The sequence below is a fragment of the Geobacillus sp. Y412MC52 genome (genome assembly GCF_000174795.2).
GTDB classification, from domain to species: Bacteria; Bacillota; Bacilli; order Bacillales; family Anoxybacillaceae; genus Geobacillus; species Geobacillus thermoleovorans.
This window is the reverse complement of record NC_014915.1, coordinates 1995521-2011269: the sequence shown is the minus strand read 5'-3', so window position 1 is coordinate 2011269 and position 15749 is coordinate 1995521. Positions and strand designations below refer to the sequence as shown.

13 protein-coding genes and 1 pseudogene are annotated in these 15749 nt (G+C 52.4%); 7 read left to right on the top strand and 7 right to left on the bottom strand.

The features are described from left to right. Nucleotides 1-28: 28 nt before the first annotated feature. From GYMC52_RS09850 to GYMC52_RS09825, 6 genes are all read right to left on the bottom strand, one after another. The gene (locus tag GYMC52_RS09850; RefSeq protein WP_013523974.1) at nucleotides 29-928 is read right to left on the bottom strand and encodes a response regulator; all 900 of its coding nucleotides are present in this window, start codon (nucleotides 926-928) and stop codon (nucleotides 29-31) included. A 49-nt stretch (nucleotides 929-977) separates the two neighbouring features. Further along, on the bottom strand, nucleotides 978-2231 hold the full coding sequence (locus tag GYMC52_RS09845; protein ID WP_064502510.1) for a sensor histidine kinase: 1254 nt from the start codon (nucleotides 2229-2231) through the stop codon (nucleotides 978-980). 224 nt (nucleotides 2232-2455) lie between these two features. Then, nucleotides 2456-3106: an amino acid ABC transporter permease gene (locus tag GYMC52_RS09840; RefSeq protein WP_013145089.1), complete on the bottom strand. Its 651-nt coding sequence runs from the start codon at nucleotides 3104-3106 to the stop codon at nucleotides 2456-2458. Between the two features lie 16 nt (nucleotides 3107-3122). Continuing rightward, a complete protein-coding gene (locus tag GYMC52_RS09835) occupies nucleotides 3123-3776 on the bottom strand; it encodes an amino acid ABC transporter permease (protein ID WP_011231464.1) in 654 nt (217 codons plus the stop codon). Between the two features lie 87 nt (nucleotides 3777-3863). Next, entirely contained in the window at nucleotides 3864-4709 is an 846-nt protein-coding gene (locus GYMC52_RS09830) for a glutamate ABC transporter substrate-binding protein (protein WP_011231463.1), read from the bottom strand. Nucleotides 4710-4737: 28 nt separating this feature from the next. Further along, nucleotides 4738-5466 (bottom strand): amino acid ABC transporter ATP-binding protein, encoded by a 729-nt coding sequence (locus tag GYMC52_RS09825; protein ID WP_013145090.1) that lies wholly within the window; start codon nucleotides 5464-5466, stop codon nucleotides 4738-4740. Between the two features lie 249 nt (nucleotides 5467-5715). Here GYMC52_RS09825 and GYMC52_RS09820 point away from each other — a divergent pair, with 249 nt between their 5' ends. The 6 genes from GYMC52_RS09820 (at nucleotide 5716) to GYMC52_RS09790 (ending at nucleotide 12911) form a co-directional block, all read left to right on the top strand. Continuing rightward, nucleotides 5716-6663, top strand: a complete 948-nt coding sequence (locus tag GYMC52_RS09820; protein WP_013523972.1) for an aldo/keto reductase family protein — start codon at nucleotides 5716-5718, stop codon at nucleotides 6661-6663. Nucleotides 6664-6876: 213 nt separating this feature from the next. Further along, entirely contained in the window at nucleotides 6877-8586 is a 1710-nt protein-coding gene (locus tag GYMC52_RS09815) for a sigma-54-dependent Fis family transcriptional regulator (RefSeq protein WP_013523971.1), read from the top strand. 193 nt (nucleotides 8587-8779) lie between these two features. Further along, nucleotides 8780-9967 (top strand): iron-containing alcohol dehydrogenase, encoded by a 1188-nt coding sequence (locus GYMC52_RS09810; RefSeq protein ID WP_013523970.1) that lies wholly within the window; start codon nucleotides 8780-8782, stop codon nucleotides 9965-9967. A 201-nt stretch (nucleotides 9968-10168) separates the two neighbouring features. Then, nucleotides 10169-11629 carry a CoA-acylating methylmalonate-semialdehyde dehydrogenase gene (locus tag GYMC52_RS09805; RefSeq protein WP_013523969.1) on the top strand — a complete coding sequence of 487 codons (1461 nt, stop codon included), beginning with the start codon at nucleotides 10169-10171 and terminating at the stop codon, nucleotides 11627-11629. A 489-nt stretch (nucleotides 11630-12118) separates the two neighbouring features. Further along, a complete protein-coding gene (locus tag GYMC52_RS09795; RefSeq protein ID WP_011231436.1) occupies nucleotides 12119-12415 on the top strand; it encodes a UPF0175 family protein in 297 nt (98 codons plus the stop codon). Beyond that, nucleotides 12408-12911, top strand: coding sequence for a DUF3368 domain-containing protein (locus GYMC52_RS09790; RefSeq protein ID WP_013523967.1), 504 nt, complete (start codon nucleotides 12408-12410; stop codon nucleotides 12909-12911). Before GYMC52_RS09795 ends, GYMC52_RS09790 begins: the two co-directional genes overlap by 8 nt. A gap of 133 nt (nucleotides 12912-13044) precedes the next feature. On the opposite strand, the gene GYMC52_RS09785 is transcribed toward GYMC52_RS09790, so the two are convergent. Continuing rightward, on the bottom strand, nucleotides 13045-13923 hold the full coding sequence (locus tag GYMC52_RS09785) for an IS982 family transposase (protein ID WP_012820780.1): 879 nt from the start codon (nucleotides 13921-13923) through the stop codon (nucleotides 13045-13047). Between the two features lie 142 nt (nucleotides 13924-14065). Here GYMC52_RS09785 and GYMC52_RS09780 point away from each other — a divergent pair. Continuing rightward, a pseudogene (locus GYMC52_RS09780) lies at nucleotides 14066-15513 on the top strand (PTS mannitol transporter subunit IICB). Nucleotides 15514-15749 lie beyond the last annotated feature (236 nt).

Sequence of the window (15749 nt, the reverse complement as noted above, 5' to 3'; positions counted from 1 at the left end):
GCCGTTCTCAAGGCGGCGCCATCATGTTTTAGACGCGCTTCAGCTCGAGAAAAAAAGCCGTTAAAAACTTCCGCACATTCATCCGGCATTCCGTCTCAGCTTGGCCGCGTTCGAGCTCTTTCATCCGTCGACGGATGTCACCGAAATCAAACAGCCTAGGTGCGAAATGCTCAAACGTCGGGTTCGTGTAGTCAGTCAGGCCGAGGGAAGCAAGATGGGTGAACGCCTGCAAGACGAGCCGGCGGATGCGCTGCTCCATCGCCCGCGCTTCCTTGGCCGTTTCAGTCGGGGACAGGCCGTCTTCCCGCTGGACGAGTTCTGCATACAGTTCTTTCAGCGGCGGCAGTTCGCGGACGGGAAGGCCTTTTGCTTCTTGCTCGGCCAACCAGCGCACAACAAGAAGCACATCCGCGCTGCCCGCTTCGCCGGCGACACCAAGAAGAAGCAGAAGCTGCTCGGCCTGTTGCTCAATGGCGGACGGTTTGGAGACGGCGGCATCGGCCGTTTGCGTCTCAAACCCTTTGAGCACTTGGCGGATCGACTCGAGCGAGCGGACGGCGGACATGTGATCGGCGACGCGTTTCAGCACGGACAGCACTTCATAGCGGTTGATCGGTTTTTGAATGTACGTGTCAATGCCATGCAAATAGGCTTGGCCGATCATTTCTTTGTTTTCCACTTGCGAGATCATGATAAATGTCCCCATAAATCCTTCCTGGCGCAACGCTTTGATCGTCTGAATGCCATCACGCCCCGGCATTAACAAGTCAATGAGCACCACATCCACGTGAAGCAAGTCGGCCGCGCGAACGTGCAGTCCATCTTCCGCACAGCCGACCACCTCGCCAAGTTCGGATTCATCAATTAACTTTTCCAACATCTTTCTTACGACGGGATCGTCTTCGATGAGAAAAAAGCGAAGCCCCATGCCCTTTGTTCTCTCCTTTCTTTGGAAGTTCCAGAATGGGTGCCATTGCCTACATCACGGCATTTTCTTGCTGGTCAGCCTCGTGATCGGACATTTCGGCTGTGATCGACGTGCTTTGCAGGAGGTGGGCTGTCGGCACGGCAAGACGAAACACCGTCTGCCCCGGCTCGCTTTTGACGAGCTGTAGATGCCCTCCAAGTGTTTGGGCGATATCGCGTGCATGGGTAAGACCGATGCCTGTTGACGGATTGCCTTGGCGGTCGTATTTTGTTGTGAATCCGGGCTGAAAAATCCAGGCGATGTCATCAGCCGCAATGCCGGGGCCGGTATCCTCCACTTCGATGATTAATTCGTTTCCGCGAAGGCGTGCATGCAAAGTGACGACGCCCGTTTTCTCAATCGCCTCGACGGCGTTCGATACCAAGTTGTTAAGCACGGAAAGAAGCGGATACAGTTGGTCGGTCATGAGATCGATATGGCCGTTGTACGAAAATGTGATCGTTTTTCCGGATAAGTTGGCGTATTTTTCATTGGCGCGAATGACCATGGCGCACAGCTCGGCAATCGAAATGCGCCCGCGCACCGATTGGCGGCCGATAAGCTTAGAAAGGCCGGCGAAAATGCGTTGCATATCTTTTTTCGTCTCGTGAATATGTTCGGCAAGCTCCAGGGCGACGCGCGGTTCAACGTGTTTTCTTTCGATCAGCCGCGAGTAAAGGTCATAGCTTTGGCGCGTCATGTCTTCCATGAGAGCCATTGATTTTTGCAAGTAAAACATTTCTTCGTATAATCCGCTGCTCACCATAATGAGCCGCTCGAGTTCTTGCTTTCTCGCTTCAGCGAGCGAGCGGACATGCTTCGTCACCCACATATTGTAAACGCCAATCACGCAGAAACTGCGCAAAATGGCGAATAACCATAAGACAATGACTGTTTGGCCGCTGAAGGCAAACGGCTCGCCCATCCAATACCGGATCCCTAGTTCACAGGCGTTAGCAAAAAAGTCGAGCGCCGCTCCAACCACTCCAGCTCGAATCGGTGCGGCCATTCGATGGCGAAAACGAACGGCAGCCGCCATCGCTGAAAAGCTGATATAATACCCGGCTGCCGGAATGTGGGTCAGCACACTTTCTGAAGCGGACATTTCGCCCGTCAATGAGTCAAGAAAGACGCGAAACCCAACGACCACCGCTCCGGTGCTTGCGCCGATGACGAGCGGGGGCAGGGAAGTAAAGGCGACAAGCCCGAGAAAAAAGACGGCGCTGCCGAGTGAGACGCGAAACGGGCTGTCAAACGGATTCATTTTCATTTCGCCTAGAAACGCAGCAGCAGAAAGCAAAAGCAAAAGAAGCCAAAGCGGTTCTTTTTTCGTTTGGAACAGTGGACGTCACCGCCTTTGTGAAAGTCATGGCCTAATCTATAATTCTATTATATAACAGGGAAGCGAAAACAACGGATCTTTTTTAACGAAAAGAGATGGCAAGAAAAAAACCGTATGCCCCGGCTGAAGAAGGGGATACGGTTCCATCACCGCTGACGGTATTCCAACCGGCGAGATAATAACGACAGCGAATAGTTGACGATAAAGTACATGAACGCCACAAGAATGAAGATCGGGATGACAAAATTGACGTTGCGGCCGTTAATGATTTGCGCATGGTTCATCAATTCCGGCAAGGAAATGACAATGGCGAGCGACGTATCTTTCAATAAGGAAATAAACTGGCTGACGATCGGCGGCACCATGCGCCGCAATGCTTGCGGCAAAATGATGTACCATAGCGTCTGCACATACGTAAGCCCCGATGAGCGAGCCGCTTCGATTTGCCCTTTATCGATCGACTGCAGGCCGCTGCGGACGATTTCTGACAACATGGCCGATTCAAAAATGACCAAGGCCGAAATGGCGGCATATAGTTTATCAAGCTTTAATCCAACTTCTGGAAGGGCGAAATACGTAAAGAAAATGATTAATAACAGCGGCAAATTCCGGATCGTTTCGACCAGCACGGCCAGCAATTGGGAAAGCACCGGGATTTTCGTATAGCGAATGACCCCGATGATAATGCCAAAGACAAAACTCAAGACAATCGAAATGAACGCCACTTCCAATGTGACGAGAAACCCTTGAAGCAAAAACTTCAAATGGGCGGGCGCGTAAGCACCGGCAAAATCCATCATTTGGCCTCCTTTCCTACCGCGCCTTGAGCAACCGGCGCTCTAAGTAGCCGACGCCAAGGCTGAGCGGGATCGTTAAGACGAGGTAAAACAAGGCGACGAAAATATAAACGTCAAAGGTGACGAACGTTTTCGAGGAAATCAAGTCGCCGTAATACATTAAATCCAATCCGGCGATGACGCCAAGCACCGAAGAGTTTTTCACCAAGTTGATGAACTGGTTGCCAAGCGGCGGAATGACGATTTTCACCGCCTGCGGCAAGATGACGTAACGCATCGCCTGTAAGTAGGTCAACCCGGAGGAACGGGCCGCTTCCATTTGTCCTTTCGGAACGGCTTGAATGCCCGAGCGGATCGCTTCGGCGATAAAAGCAGCGGTATACACCATCAGTCCGAGCGTTCCGGCGGTAAACGAGTCAAACCGGATGCCGACGGCGGGCAAGCCCATAAAAAAAACAAAGACGATCAACACAAGCGGGATGTTGCGGATAAATTCCACGTACGCCGTTCCGACCCAATTGAGCGGGCGAATCGGCGCGATGCGGAAAATGGCGATGATGGTCCCCAGGGCCAAGCTGCCGATCAGCGCCAGCACGCTGGCCTTGATCGTATGGCCAAACCCTTGCATATACAAATCCCAATGTTCAACTAAAATAGAATAGCGCAACAAGGCTAAACGCCTCCTTTCCTCGCTGACTCATGGCCTGTCCTTTGGGCAAACAGGTGGGCGGATATGTTCCGCCCACCGTTTCGCCTGTTATTGTTGCGGCTTTTTGCCGATCCATTTTTCGTAGATCTTATCGTATTCGCCGTTTTCTTTAATTTCTTTCAAGTATTCGTTGATGACTTGCAGCAGTTCTTTGTCTCCTTTGCGGACGGCGATGCCGTACGGTTCTTCGGTGAACGTTTCATCCAGGACGCGATAGTTCGGATCTTGTTTGGCCATCCCCCAAAGCAGCGCGTTATCAGTGGTCAGCGCGTCGCCTTGGCCGGCTTTCAATGCGGTAAACGCTTCCGCGTAGTTTTCAAATTCAAGCACGTTGACTTGCGGCGCGACTTTGCGGATGTTTTCCGCCGATGTCGATCCTTTCGCTGTCAGAACGGTCATGCCTTTTTTCAAGTCTTTCACGCTGTTGATCGGGCTGTCTTTTTTGACGAGCAGCGATTGCCCGGCCATAAAGTACACATCCGAGAAATCCACTTCTTTTTTCCGTTCCTCGGTGATCGTCATGGTGGCGATAATGGCGTCAATTTCCCCGTTGTTCAGCATCGGGATGCGCGTTTTTGACGTCACTTCTTTCAATTCAATTTTGTTTTCATCGCCGAGAATTTTTTTCGCCAACCCTTTGGCAATATCAATGTCAAATCCTTCGACTTTTCCGGTTTCCGGGTTTTTCAACCCGAATAAGTTCAAATCATATTTGACGCCAACGATGAGTTTGCCGCGCTGCTTGATTTTTTCAAGCGTATTGGTCGCTTTGGCGGTTTCTGACGATGTTCCGCCTTCTCCTTTGTCCGTTGTGCTGCAGCCCGTTAAAGCAACAGCGCTCAATAAGGCCGTCAAGGCGACGGCGATCCACCATTTCCATGCTTTCTTTCTCATGAACAAAACCCCCTTTGATTGACCGGAATTAATGGTTTAAAATGCGGCTTAAAAAGACGCGCGCCCGTTCTTCTTTCGGGGCCGCGAAAAACTCCTCAGGCGGCGCTTCCTCTAAAATGCGCCCTTGATCCATAAAGACGATGCGATCGGCCACCTCGCGGGCAAACCCCATCTCGTGGGTGACGACAACCATCGTCATCCCTTCTTTCGCCAGCTGCTTCATGACATCGAGCACTTCGCCGATCGTTTCCGGGTCAAGTGCTGATGTCGGCTCGTCAAACAGCATGATTTTCGGTTTCATCGCCAATCCGCGGGCGATGGCGACGCGCTGCTGCTGACCGCCGGACAGCGCGGACGGATAGGCGTTCGCTTTGTCCGGAATGCCGACTTTTTCCAAGTAATACATCGCGATTTCATTCGCTTCTTTTTCGGACATGCCGAGCACTTTGCGCGGCGCCAACGTGATGTTTTGCAAGACGGTCATGTGCGGGTATAAGTTGAAATGTTGAAACACCATGCCGATATTGCGCCGCAGTTCGTTAATGTTGATGTGTTTGTCATTCACTTTAATGCCGTCGACGATCAATTCGCCGCTTGAGATCGTCTCGAGCCGGTTGATGCAGCGCACGAGTGTGCTTTTGCCCGAGCCGGATGGACCGATGATGACGACGACTTCCCCTTGGTTGATCGTCAAGTTAATGTCTTTCAACACATGAAAATCGCCGTAGTATTTGTTGACTTGGTGGAAATAAATCAATAGCCCCCCTCCTTTGTGACAAATTTGTGAATGTTTTTTGAATTGATTGTAAATGCGCATCTACGAAAATCTACGGAAATCTACAAAAATTTTGTGAACCGATTGAAAAAAGACGATGATGGACGCAAAGAAGGGGAAGTCATTTTTTGAATAGTAAGGCAAATCTCTTTGCAAATCAGCGATCTAGGATTATAATGAGGACATGAAGAATTTGGCATTGATTGCCGTCAAAAGGAGAGGGGAGCGAAGGTGAAGTATCGAAAACTCGGCCGCACGGGGCTGAAAGTCAGTGAGATTAGTTTAGGCAGCTGGCTTACATATGGAAATTCAGTGGAAAAAGAAACCGCGATCCGCGTCATTGACAAGGCGTACGAACTTGGCATCAACTCGTTTGACACAGCGAACGTCTACGCGCGCGGGGAAGCGGAAAAAATCGTCGGCGAGGCGCTGCGCAAATATCCGCGCGAATCGTATGTCATCGCGACGAAAGTGTTTTGGCCGATGGGCGACGGCCCGAACGACCGCGGCCTGTCGCGCAAGCATGTGTTTGAGCAGCTCCATGCGAGCTTAAAGCGGCTGCAACTGGATTATGTCGATATCTACTACTGCCACCGCTATGACAAAGAAACGCCGGTCGATGAGACGTTGCGTACGATCGATGATCTCGTCCGCCAAGGAAAAGTGCTGTATGTCGGCGTGAGCGAATGGACGGCCCAGCAAATTCAAGAGGCGCTCGGCGTGGCCGACCGCTACTTGCTCGACCGGATCGTCGTCAATCAGCCGCAATACAACATGTTTCACCGTTATATTGAAAAGGAAGTCATCCCGGTGTGCGAACAAAACGGCATCAGTCAAATCGTCTTCTCGCCGCTCGCCCAAGGGGTGCTGACCGGCAAATACAAACGAGGTCAAGCGTTGCCGGCTGACAGCCGCGCCGCTGATCCAAGAGCGAATACGTTTATCCAAGGATTGCTCAATGACGAAGTGTTAACGAAAGTGGAACAACTCGAAAAAATCGCGGCTGAGCTTGGCATTACGTTGTCCCAGCTTGCCCTCGCTTGGGTGCTGCGCCAGCCGAACGTCGCCAGCGCCTTAATCGGCGCCAGCCGCCCGGAACAAGTCGAAGAGAACGTCAAAGCGGTCGATGTCGTGCTCAGCGAAGATGTGTTGGAGAAAATTGAGGGGATTTTGGCGTAAAAGAGGTGAGGGTGTCCCAAAAGGATCGGGACACCCTTTCTTATTTACTTTTACCGCATATTTTATGGAGCTTTCCAATTTGAGAAATCCCATTGTTGAGCCGTATTTTCTGTTAAAATCCTTCTACAGCATTTCCAAGGAAGGAACAGAAGGATTTTTTCACGCCAACGGCGAACGGTACGGAAAGAGGGAAGAACGAAAGGGGAATGGGGAATGGCGAGTGATTGCAGTGCTTTGCCAACCGTCGTTTGTCGCCAAGCGTTGCAAGAAGTCATGCAACTGATGGCGGCTCGTGGGCTTGAGTCGGTGAACGTGATCGATGAGCATGGCCGGACGGTGGGGCGGTGCACGTGGCGGATGATGCTGCGGGCGGCGGCGGATGGGCTCGATCGTTCCATGCCGATAGGGGAAGTATTGACGGCATTTTCCGACAAGTGGGAAACGAAACAGGAAGGCGTCTGCGTTGCAATGCCAATGTCCGAAAGCGATTCCAAAGCAACGAATGAGCTCGGGCGACTGCGGCGTGAGTTGGAGGAAACGCACCGTCTGGCGGAAACGATGAAAACCGTGTTGGATGCGGCGTACGAAGGGGTGGTTGTCGTCGATGAGGACGGCGTGGTTCGTGAAATCAACCGGGCGTATTGCCAGTTTCTCGGCATTCGCCGGGAAGAAGCGATCGGAAAACATGTGACGGAAGTGATCGAAAACACCCGTCTGCACATTTGTGTTCAATCGGGCATTCCAGAAAGAGGATATATTCAAAAAATTTACGGCCAGCCGATGGTGGTGCACCGCATCCCGATTTGGCGGGAGGGCAAGGTGATCGGGGCGATCGGGATGCTTATTTTCCAAGGGGTATCGGAAGTATATGAAATTTTCCGGCGCCTGCAGGAGCTGTCGCGTGAGGCAAGCCGGAAGGAGAAGAAAGAAGCGAAACCACAGGAGACGGCCGCCTCCGCCCCGAAAGGAATCGAGCGGATCATTGGCCGCCACCCGGCGATCGCCGCTGTGAAGCAGATGATTCGTCGGGCGGCGCGCGTGCCGTCGACGGTGCTCATTACCGGTGAAAGCGGAACGGGGAAAGAGGTGGTGGCGCGGGCGATCCATGAAGCGGGGCCGCATGCGGACGGACCGTTTGTCAGCGTGAATTGCGCCGCCATCCCTGAGTCGTTGTTGGAAGCGGAACTGTTCGGCTATGAAGATGGGGCGTTCACCGGTGCGAAAAAAGGGGGCAAGCCCGGCAAGTTCCAGCTCGCCCATGGAGGGACGCTGTTTTTGGATGAAATCGGCGATATGCCGCTTGCCATGCAGGCGAAAATTTTGCGCGCCCTTGAAGAAAAGAAGGTGGAAAAAGTCGGCGGACTATACGAAACCAAGGTGGACGTGCGCATTATTGCCGCGACGAACAAGCCACTTGAAGACATGGTGCGGGAAGGAACGTTCCGGGAAGATTTGTTTTACCGCCTGAACATCATTCGCATTCATCTCCCGCCGCTCCGTGAGCGGAAAACGGATATTCCGGCGCTGTTGGCTTACCATATGGAACGGATATGCCGACAGTTTGGCGTCGCGTTGAAGTCGTTTACCAAAGAGGCCATGGAAGTGCTTGTCCACTATTCATGGCCGGGGAACGTCCGCGAGCTGGTCAACGTCGTCGAATGGCTGATCAGCATGGTCGAAGGAGATGTGATCGAACGCGAACACTTGCCGTATTACTTGTCGACCGTTCAACCGGCAGCCTCGTCTTTGCCAAACGGTGGTGTGAAGATGGATGATCGGTGGAAAGAAATGGTCTATCATTCGGAACGTGAGCGCATCGCTGCGGCGCTGGTGGCGGCGGGCGGCAACAAGGCGGAAGCGGCAAGGAGGCTCGGCATTCACCGCTCGACGTTATATGAGAAATTGAAAAAATACGGACTGTAGGCAACGGCGGCAAAGCCGTTGTTTTTTGTTGCTCTGTCGGATTAGTGTCTGGTGTTGTAGGAAAAGTGTCTGATTACTGTCGGTGAACGCGTTTTTGTTTCGAAACAGCCCCCTTATCATGGCGTCTTGTGTATGTTGGCACGGAATTTGCTTCATAAGGAAATGAAACCGTTGTCAAAAAGGAGGGGAAACAATGTACGAATTGTTGGTGCCCAGCCGGGTTGTGTATGGGCGCAATACGTTCGCCGAAGTCGGCCCACAGGCAAAAGCGCTCGGGACGAAAGCGCTGATCGTCAGCGACCCGGTGATGGAGAAAATCGGCCTTGTCGCCCGTTGCGAGCAATACTTGCAACAGGTGGGGATGACGTTTGCCAAGTACACAGGGGTTGACACGGAGCCGACGGATGTCCATGTGAAGGAAGCGCTTGACGTCTGCCAAAGCGAGAAGTGCGATGTCGTCATCGGCATCGGCGGCGGCAGCAGCATCGACGCCGCCAAGGCGGTCGCCGTTATGATGACAAATGAAGGGGAGATTGGCGATTATGTCGGCAATCAAAAACGGTTTACCGAAAAACCGCTGCCGCTCATTGCCATTCCGACGACAGCCGGAACAGGTTCGGAAGTGACGAAAGTAACGGTCATTATCAATACGAAGACGGACGTCAAAATGATGATTTCCCAGCCGGCGCTCCTTCCAGCCGTGGCGATCGTCGACCCGCTGCTCACGGTTTCGTGCCCGCCGTCCGTCACCGCGGCCACGGGCGTTGATGCCCTCTGCCACGCGATCGAGGCGTACATTTCCCGGCGCACCCATCCGGTGACCGATGTGTTGGCGCTCTCTGCCATTGAAGCGATCGTCGGTTACCTGCGCCGGGCGTACGAAAACGGGGAAGACATTGAGGCGAGGGAAAAAATGGCGATCGCGGCCATGAAAGCCGGCATGGCGTTCTCTAACGCCTCGGTGACGCTTGTGCACGGTATGTCGCGGCCGATCGGCGCGCTCTTCCATGTGCCCCACGGCGTATCGAACGCGATGTTGCTGCCGGGGGTGCTCGAGTTTACAAAAGACAGCGCCATCGAACGATTGGCGGTGATCGCCCGCATCATCAAGCCGTCTCTCAAGGACGTTTCCGATGCGGAAGCGGCTGATGCGCTTGTAGAGGAAGTGAAACAGCTTTGCCGCGATTTGCGCATTCCGAATATGAAAACGTGGGGCATTGACAAAGCGGCGTTTGACAAGGCGGTGGACAAAATGGCGGCTGACGCGCTCGCAAGCGGCAGCCCCGCCAACAACCCGAAAGTGCCGACGCATGAGGAAATTGTGGCATTGTACCATTATTGTTACGACTATCAGTACGACACCAAAACCGTAAGTTCGTAAATGAGTCCGGCGGCTGGGATGGCGATTGCAGGACGCATGACAGCGACCAGCAGCAAACGGATAGCAAAGAACGCCGCTTTTTGGAAGCGTTCAGCCCGCCGGCCGTTTCCGCGAAAGGAAGCGCTCGCCGATCATCCACAGCTCTTGTATGAATTCATGAACCAATCTTTTGAAAGATCGACTAGAAAGGTGGTTTCATCCATGAGTTCCGTGACCGAAACGAAAACATTGAAAAATTTTATCGGCGGCCAATGGGTCACGTCCACATCCGGAAAAGAAGAAATCGTGCCGAACCCGGCCACTGGGGAAGTATTGATGAAAGTGCCGCTTTCCTCGCGCGAGGAGCTTGATGCGGCAGTGGCGGCCGCGAAAGAAGCGTTCCGCGAATGGCGCAAAGTCCCGGTTCCGCGCCGTGCCCACATTTTGTTTCGCTACCAGCAGCTCCTTGTTGAACATTGGGAAGAGCTTGCCCGCCTTGTGACGCTAGAAAATGGCAAAGTCTATGAGGACGCCTACGGTGAAGTGCAGCGCGGCATTGAATGCGTTGAGTTTGCCGCCGGCATCCCGACGCTCATGATGGGCCAGCAGCTGCCGGATATCGCGACCGGCATCGAATCGGGCATGTATCGCTACCCGCTCGGTGTCGTCGCCGGGATTACACCGTTTAACTTCCCGATGATGGTGCCGTGCTGGATGTTCCCGCTCGCGATCGCCTGCGGCAACACGTTTGTGTTGAAGCCATCGGAGCGGACGCCCATGCTGGCCAACCGCTTAGCTGAACTGTTCACCGAAGCCGGCCTGCCGCCGGGAGTGCTCAATATCGTTCATGGGGCGCACGAGGTGGTGGGCGGCATTTTAGAGCACAAAGATATTAAAGCTGTTTCGTTTGTCGGCTCGCAGCCGGTCGCCGAGTATGTGTACAAAACAGCGGCCGCCCACGGCAAGCGGGTGCAGGCGCTCGCTGGTGCGAAAAACCATTCGATTGTCATGCCGGACGCCGACCTCGATATGGCGGTGACGAACATCATCAACGCCGCGTTCGGTTCGGCGGGCGAGCGGTGCATGGCATGCTCGGTCGTTGTTGCTGTCGGCGATATCGCTGATGAGTTAGTGAAACGGCTCAAAGAAGCCGCCGACCGCATCCAAATCGGCAACGGGCTCGACCAAGGCGTCTTTTTAGGCCCGGTCATTCGCGAGTCGCATAAAGAACGGACGATCAAATACATCGAAATCGGCGAAAAAGAGGGGGCGCTCCTTGTCCGCGACGGCCGCCGCGACTCGGCGACAAGTGGGAAAGGGTATTTCATCGGCCCGACGATTTTCGACCATGTCAAACCGGGCATGACGATCTGGACGGACGAAATTTTCGCCCCGGTCTTGTCGGTCGTCCGCGCTCGCGATTTGGACGAAGCGATTGAGATTGCCAACCGGTCGGAATTCGCCAACGGCGCCTGCATCTACACGGACAGCGCCAAAGCGATCCGCCAGTTCCGCGAAGAAATCGACGCCGGCATGCTAGGTGTCAACGTCGCCGTCCCAGCGCCGATGGCGTTTTTCCCATTCTCGGGCTACAAAAACTCGTTTTACGGCGACCTCCATGCCAACGGCCGCGACGGCGTCGAATTTTACACGAGAAAGAAAATGGTGACGGCGAGATATTAGTAAAATAGACTGTAAGAGGGTGTCCCAAAAGGATCGGGACACCCTTTCTTATTACCGTATATAGACAATATGTTGTGTTTTGTTAAGGAAAATTACCCTTTTGGGTCAGTCCCCTTTTTTATCACCTCGAACCGAGAAGGCCTCAACTTCCAAGCATGAGCGTAAGTGGGGGATGAACCGGCGTCTTCCACCAACGATCTTCCCCTTGCACCAAAAGAACAAAGGAAGGGCTTCGATTGCGATCTTTTTGAGGAAGCTCAACGGTGGGATGCACAGGGATGGCTTAGCTGACAGCTTACCGTAGGTTAGGGTGTTCCCGAGAATCCCCTACTTCTCTACGTGAGCGCGGGTGGGGAGTGTTCAATTGAGTCGGTTTCATTTCCGTCGTGTTGAGCGTGTAGTAAAAAATTTGGAAATGCTATTCGTTCCGTGACAGCATCCAAAAGGCGCGAAGTGTGATAGAATAAAATAAAAAAGGGTGTGAGTTCAATGGCCATGGACTACTTTCAGGTGAACTTGCCGAAAGAGTTTTTGCCCGCCATTAATGAATTGGAAGGCAACACAGTTGAGGCAAAAATAAAGCTTTCATTGGCGATTGGTTTGTTTGTTGGAAAACAGGTGACGCTGGCGAAGGCGGCTGAATTGGCAGGAAAATCCTTAGGGGAATTTATCGATGTATTGCGTTCGAAGGCAATTCCTTGGATGGAATATACGGAGGAACACATCAAAGATGATTGGGACACGGTGCAAAAATTGAGCAAAGAAAATAGGGATCACAATGAGTAGGGTTACGGTCAATTCTACACCGATTATAGGTCTGTCGATCGTTGGTCAATTGACTCTTTTGTCTGAACTATTTGATGAAGTATATGTTCCGGAAGCTGTCTATCAAGAAATTGTTCATAACCATGCCCCACGCCATTATGGAAAAGAGGAGCTAAAACGATTGGTCAGCGAGGGGGTGTTTAGGCTATACCATGTAAAAAATCGCAGCCTTGTTGAAAGTTTATATGGAAAATTCCATGCCGGGGAGTTAGAAGTTATTATTGGAGCGAAAGAACTTGGTGCTCAAGTCGTTGTGATGGATGAGCATGTTGCCAGATCATTGTCGAAACAATTCTTTTTAAGGCCTATCGGTACAATTGGAGTTTTGATTCTGGGGAAGAAAAACAGGAAAATAGTGGAAGTCAAGCCGCTGTTAGACACTTTGCTTGAAAATGGATTTTATCTCTCCCAACGTCTCTATCGAGAGGCGTTGTCATTGGCAGAAGAAACGCCGTAACCCCGCCCGCCGCGCGGGGCTTTTCCTTTTTAAAACCTGTCAACAACCCCCTTGACAAAATCGCGTTTACTTATCATTGAAGGCCGGTTGTAAGCGTTTTAAGATAAAGGTAACCCGTGGTGCTAGTTGAGCGTCAGCGCTCAACCAGCCCTAGTGTGACCAGGGAATAAGCCACCAAGATGCCATCGAGTGCCACTTCAAACCCGGCAATGGAATTCGCCCGAATGTCGGTGATCCGGTATTGGTCCACGAGAATCGAAAACACCGTCTCGATGACTTTGCGTTTTTTCCTGATCCATTCTTCCCATGCCTTGGATGGGCCGTGCTTTTGATTGTGTCGAGACGGTGTCCAGAACGCGGCTTGGTGTTCTTCATACAGCTTTTCTCGAAGAGCGCGGCTGATGCACCCTTTGTCTCCAAAGTTGTAGGGATGAGGGATTTGAGTCATCACCGTTTCAGCCGCTTTGACGTCGTGGCAGGACGCTTCCGTCACGACATAGCCCATGGCCAGCCCTTGATTGGTCACTTGAAGATGCAGCTTGAAACCGTAGTACCATTGCTTTTTGGAAGCACAATACCCCATATCCGCGATCCCTCGAAATCGCTTGACGCGCTGCATTCTCGCGGGATGGCACAACGGAAGAGGCAAACTGTCAACAACGGCATAAGCATGGTGTTGGCCACGTTTGGCTAGTTCATGACGAATCCATTTGACCGCGAAGCCAAGCGCTCGGCAGCGGCGGTTGTATCGGGAGCGTTCAAGAAACGAGCCGTTTGTGAACAAATTTCCCGTGACAAAGCGATGCCAGGCTCGTTCAGAAGAAAAGCCCAGCAGCTTCCCCAAAAGGTGAACCGCCATGACCACTTCGTCTTTTTGCTTGACCAAGTGACGGTTGCGGCGATGAAGATACATTTGAATCAACGACAGTTGAGCAGAAACAAAACAGAAAATAGCGGCATATTGTTTTTGAAGTTTGGCTGGATCTGTAGTAAAATGAAAGTGCTCTTGCATGGGGGATCTCTCCTTTCGAATGTTGGGTGATACTTTCATTCTACTGGAGATCCGCCAGCAAGGGCTATTTTTATGCTTGTCTGAGTTTTATCTAGCACCACGGGTAAAGGTACAGTCAAACAAGAAAAGGAGGAACAGCTTTATGACGCATACAACCGGAAATGAAACAGGATTCCGTGTGAAGATTCAGCGGTTTGGCGGGTATTTGAGCGGCATGATTATGCCGAATATCGGGGCGTTTATCGCCTGGGGTTGATTACCGCCCTATTTATCCCGACCGGCTGGTTGCCGAATGAGGCGTTTGCGAAGCTCGTCGGGCCGATGATTACGTATTTGCTGCCGCTGTTGATTGGCTATACGGGCGGCAAAATGGTGTACGACGTCCGCGGCGGCGTCGTCGGGGCGACGGCGACGATGGGGGTCATCGTTGGTTCGGAAATCCCGATGTTTTTAGGCGCGATGATCATGGGGCCGCTTGGCGGTTATGCGATCAAAAAAGTGGATGGATTGTTCCAAGGGAAAGTCAAGCAAGGATTTGAGATGCTTGTCAACAACTTTTCGGCCGGGATCGTCGGCGGCGTGTTGACGCTGCTCGCCTTTAAAGGAGTCGGTCCGGTCATTTCTGTGATCAGTAAAACGTTAGCGGCAGGAGTGGAAAAAATCATTGATTGGCACTTGTTGCCGCTGGCGAACTTGTTCATCGAGCCGGGGAAAGTGCTGTTCTTGAACAATGCGATCAACCATGGAATTTTAAGCCCGCTTGGCGTCGAACAAGCGGCGAAAACCGGGAAATCGATTTTGTTCTTGCTGGAAACGAACCCTGGTCCAGGGTTGGGGATTTTGCTGGCGTATTGGCTGTTTGGCAAGGGGATGGCGAAACAATCGGCGCCGGGGGCGGTCATGATCCACTTCCTTGGCGGGATTCATGAAATTTACTTCCCGTACATTCTCATGCGACCGATTTTGATTTTGGCAGCCATAGCGGGCGGCGTGAGCGGCGTGTTCACGTTTACCATCCTCAACGCCGGGCTGGTGGCAGTGCCGTCGCCGGGAAGCATTTTCGCTTTGCTCGCGATGACGCCGAAAGGGAATTACTTCGGCGTGCTAGCCGGCGTGTTCGTCGCCGCAGCGGTGTCGTTCCTCGTCGCTTCGATTTTCTTAAAAGCGGCGAAACAATCCGAAGAGGAAGAAGAGTTGACGAAAGCAACGGAAAAAATGGAACAGCTGAAAGGAAAAAAGAGCCAAGTGGCTGCCGCGTTGCAACAGAAAGAAGCCGCTTCGGCAGCTGTGGCCCAAGCGGTTCCTGGCCGCGTGAAGAAAATTGTGTTCGCGTGTGATGCGGGAATGGGCTCGAGCGCGATGGGAGCATCGATTTTGCGCAACAAAGTACAAAAGGCCGGGCTCGATATCGAAGTGACGAATACAGCGATCAACCAGCTTCCGGCCGACGCCGACATCGTCGTCACCCATCAAAACTTGACCGACCGGGCGAAGGCGAAGTTGCCAAATGCGTACCATGTATCGGTCGAAAACTTCTTAAACAGCCCGAAATACGATGAATTGATCGAGCAATTGAAAAAGAACGTGTAAATCGGCATGAGACGCGGGGGAGGGGCGTTCCCCTGCGTTTTGCTTTGCAGTTGTCCACTGTTTCAGATGAACTCCCCAGTCCAGCGGGTACAGACCTCTTTCGGCGCCGAAAGGGGGAACATGAATGCAAAATTAAAAAATGTCAACAATAACAATGACGAAAACGAAACATCTATTCGTTGTCAAATCAAGAAAAAAGCCCTTACAATAAGAAGGGAAGAACCGATTTGCCAATT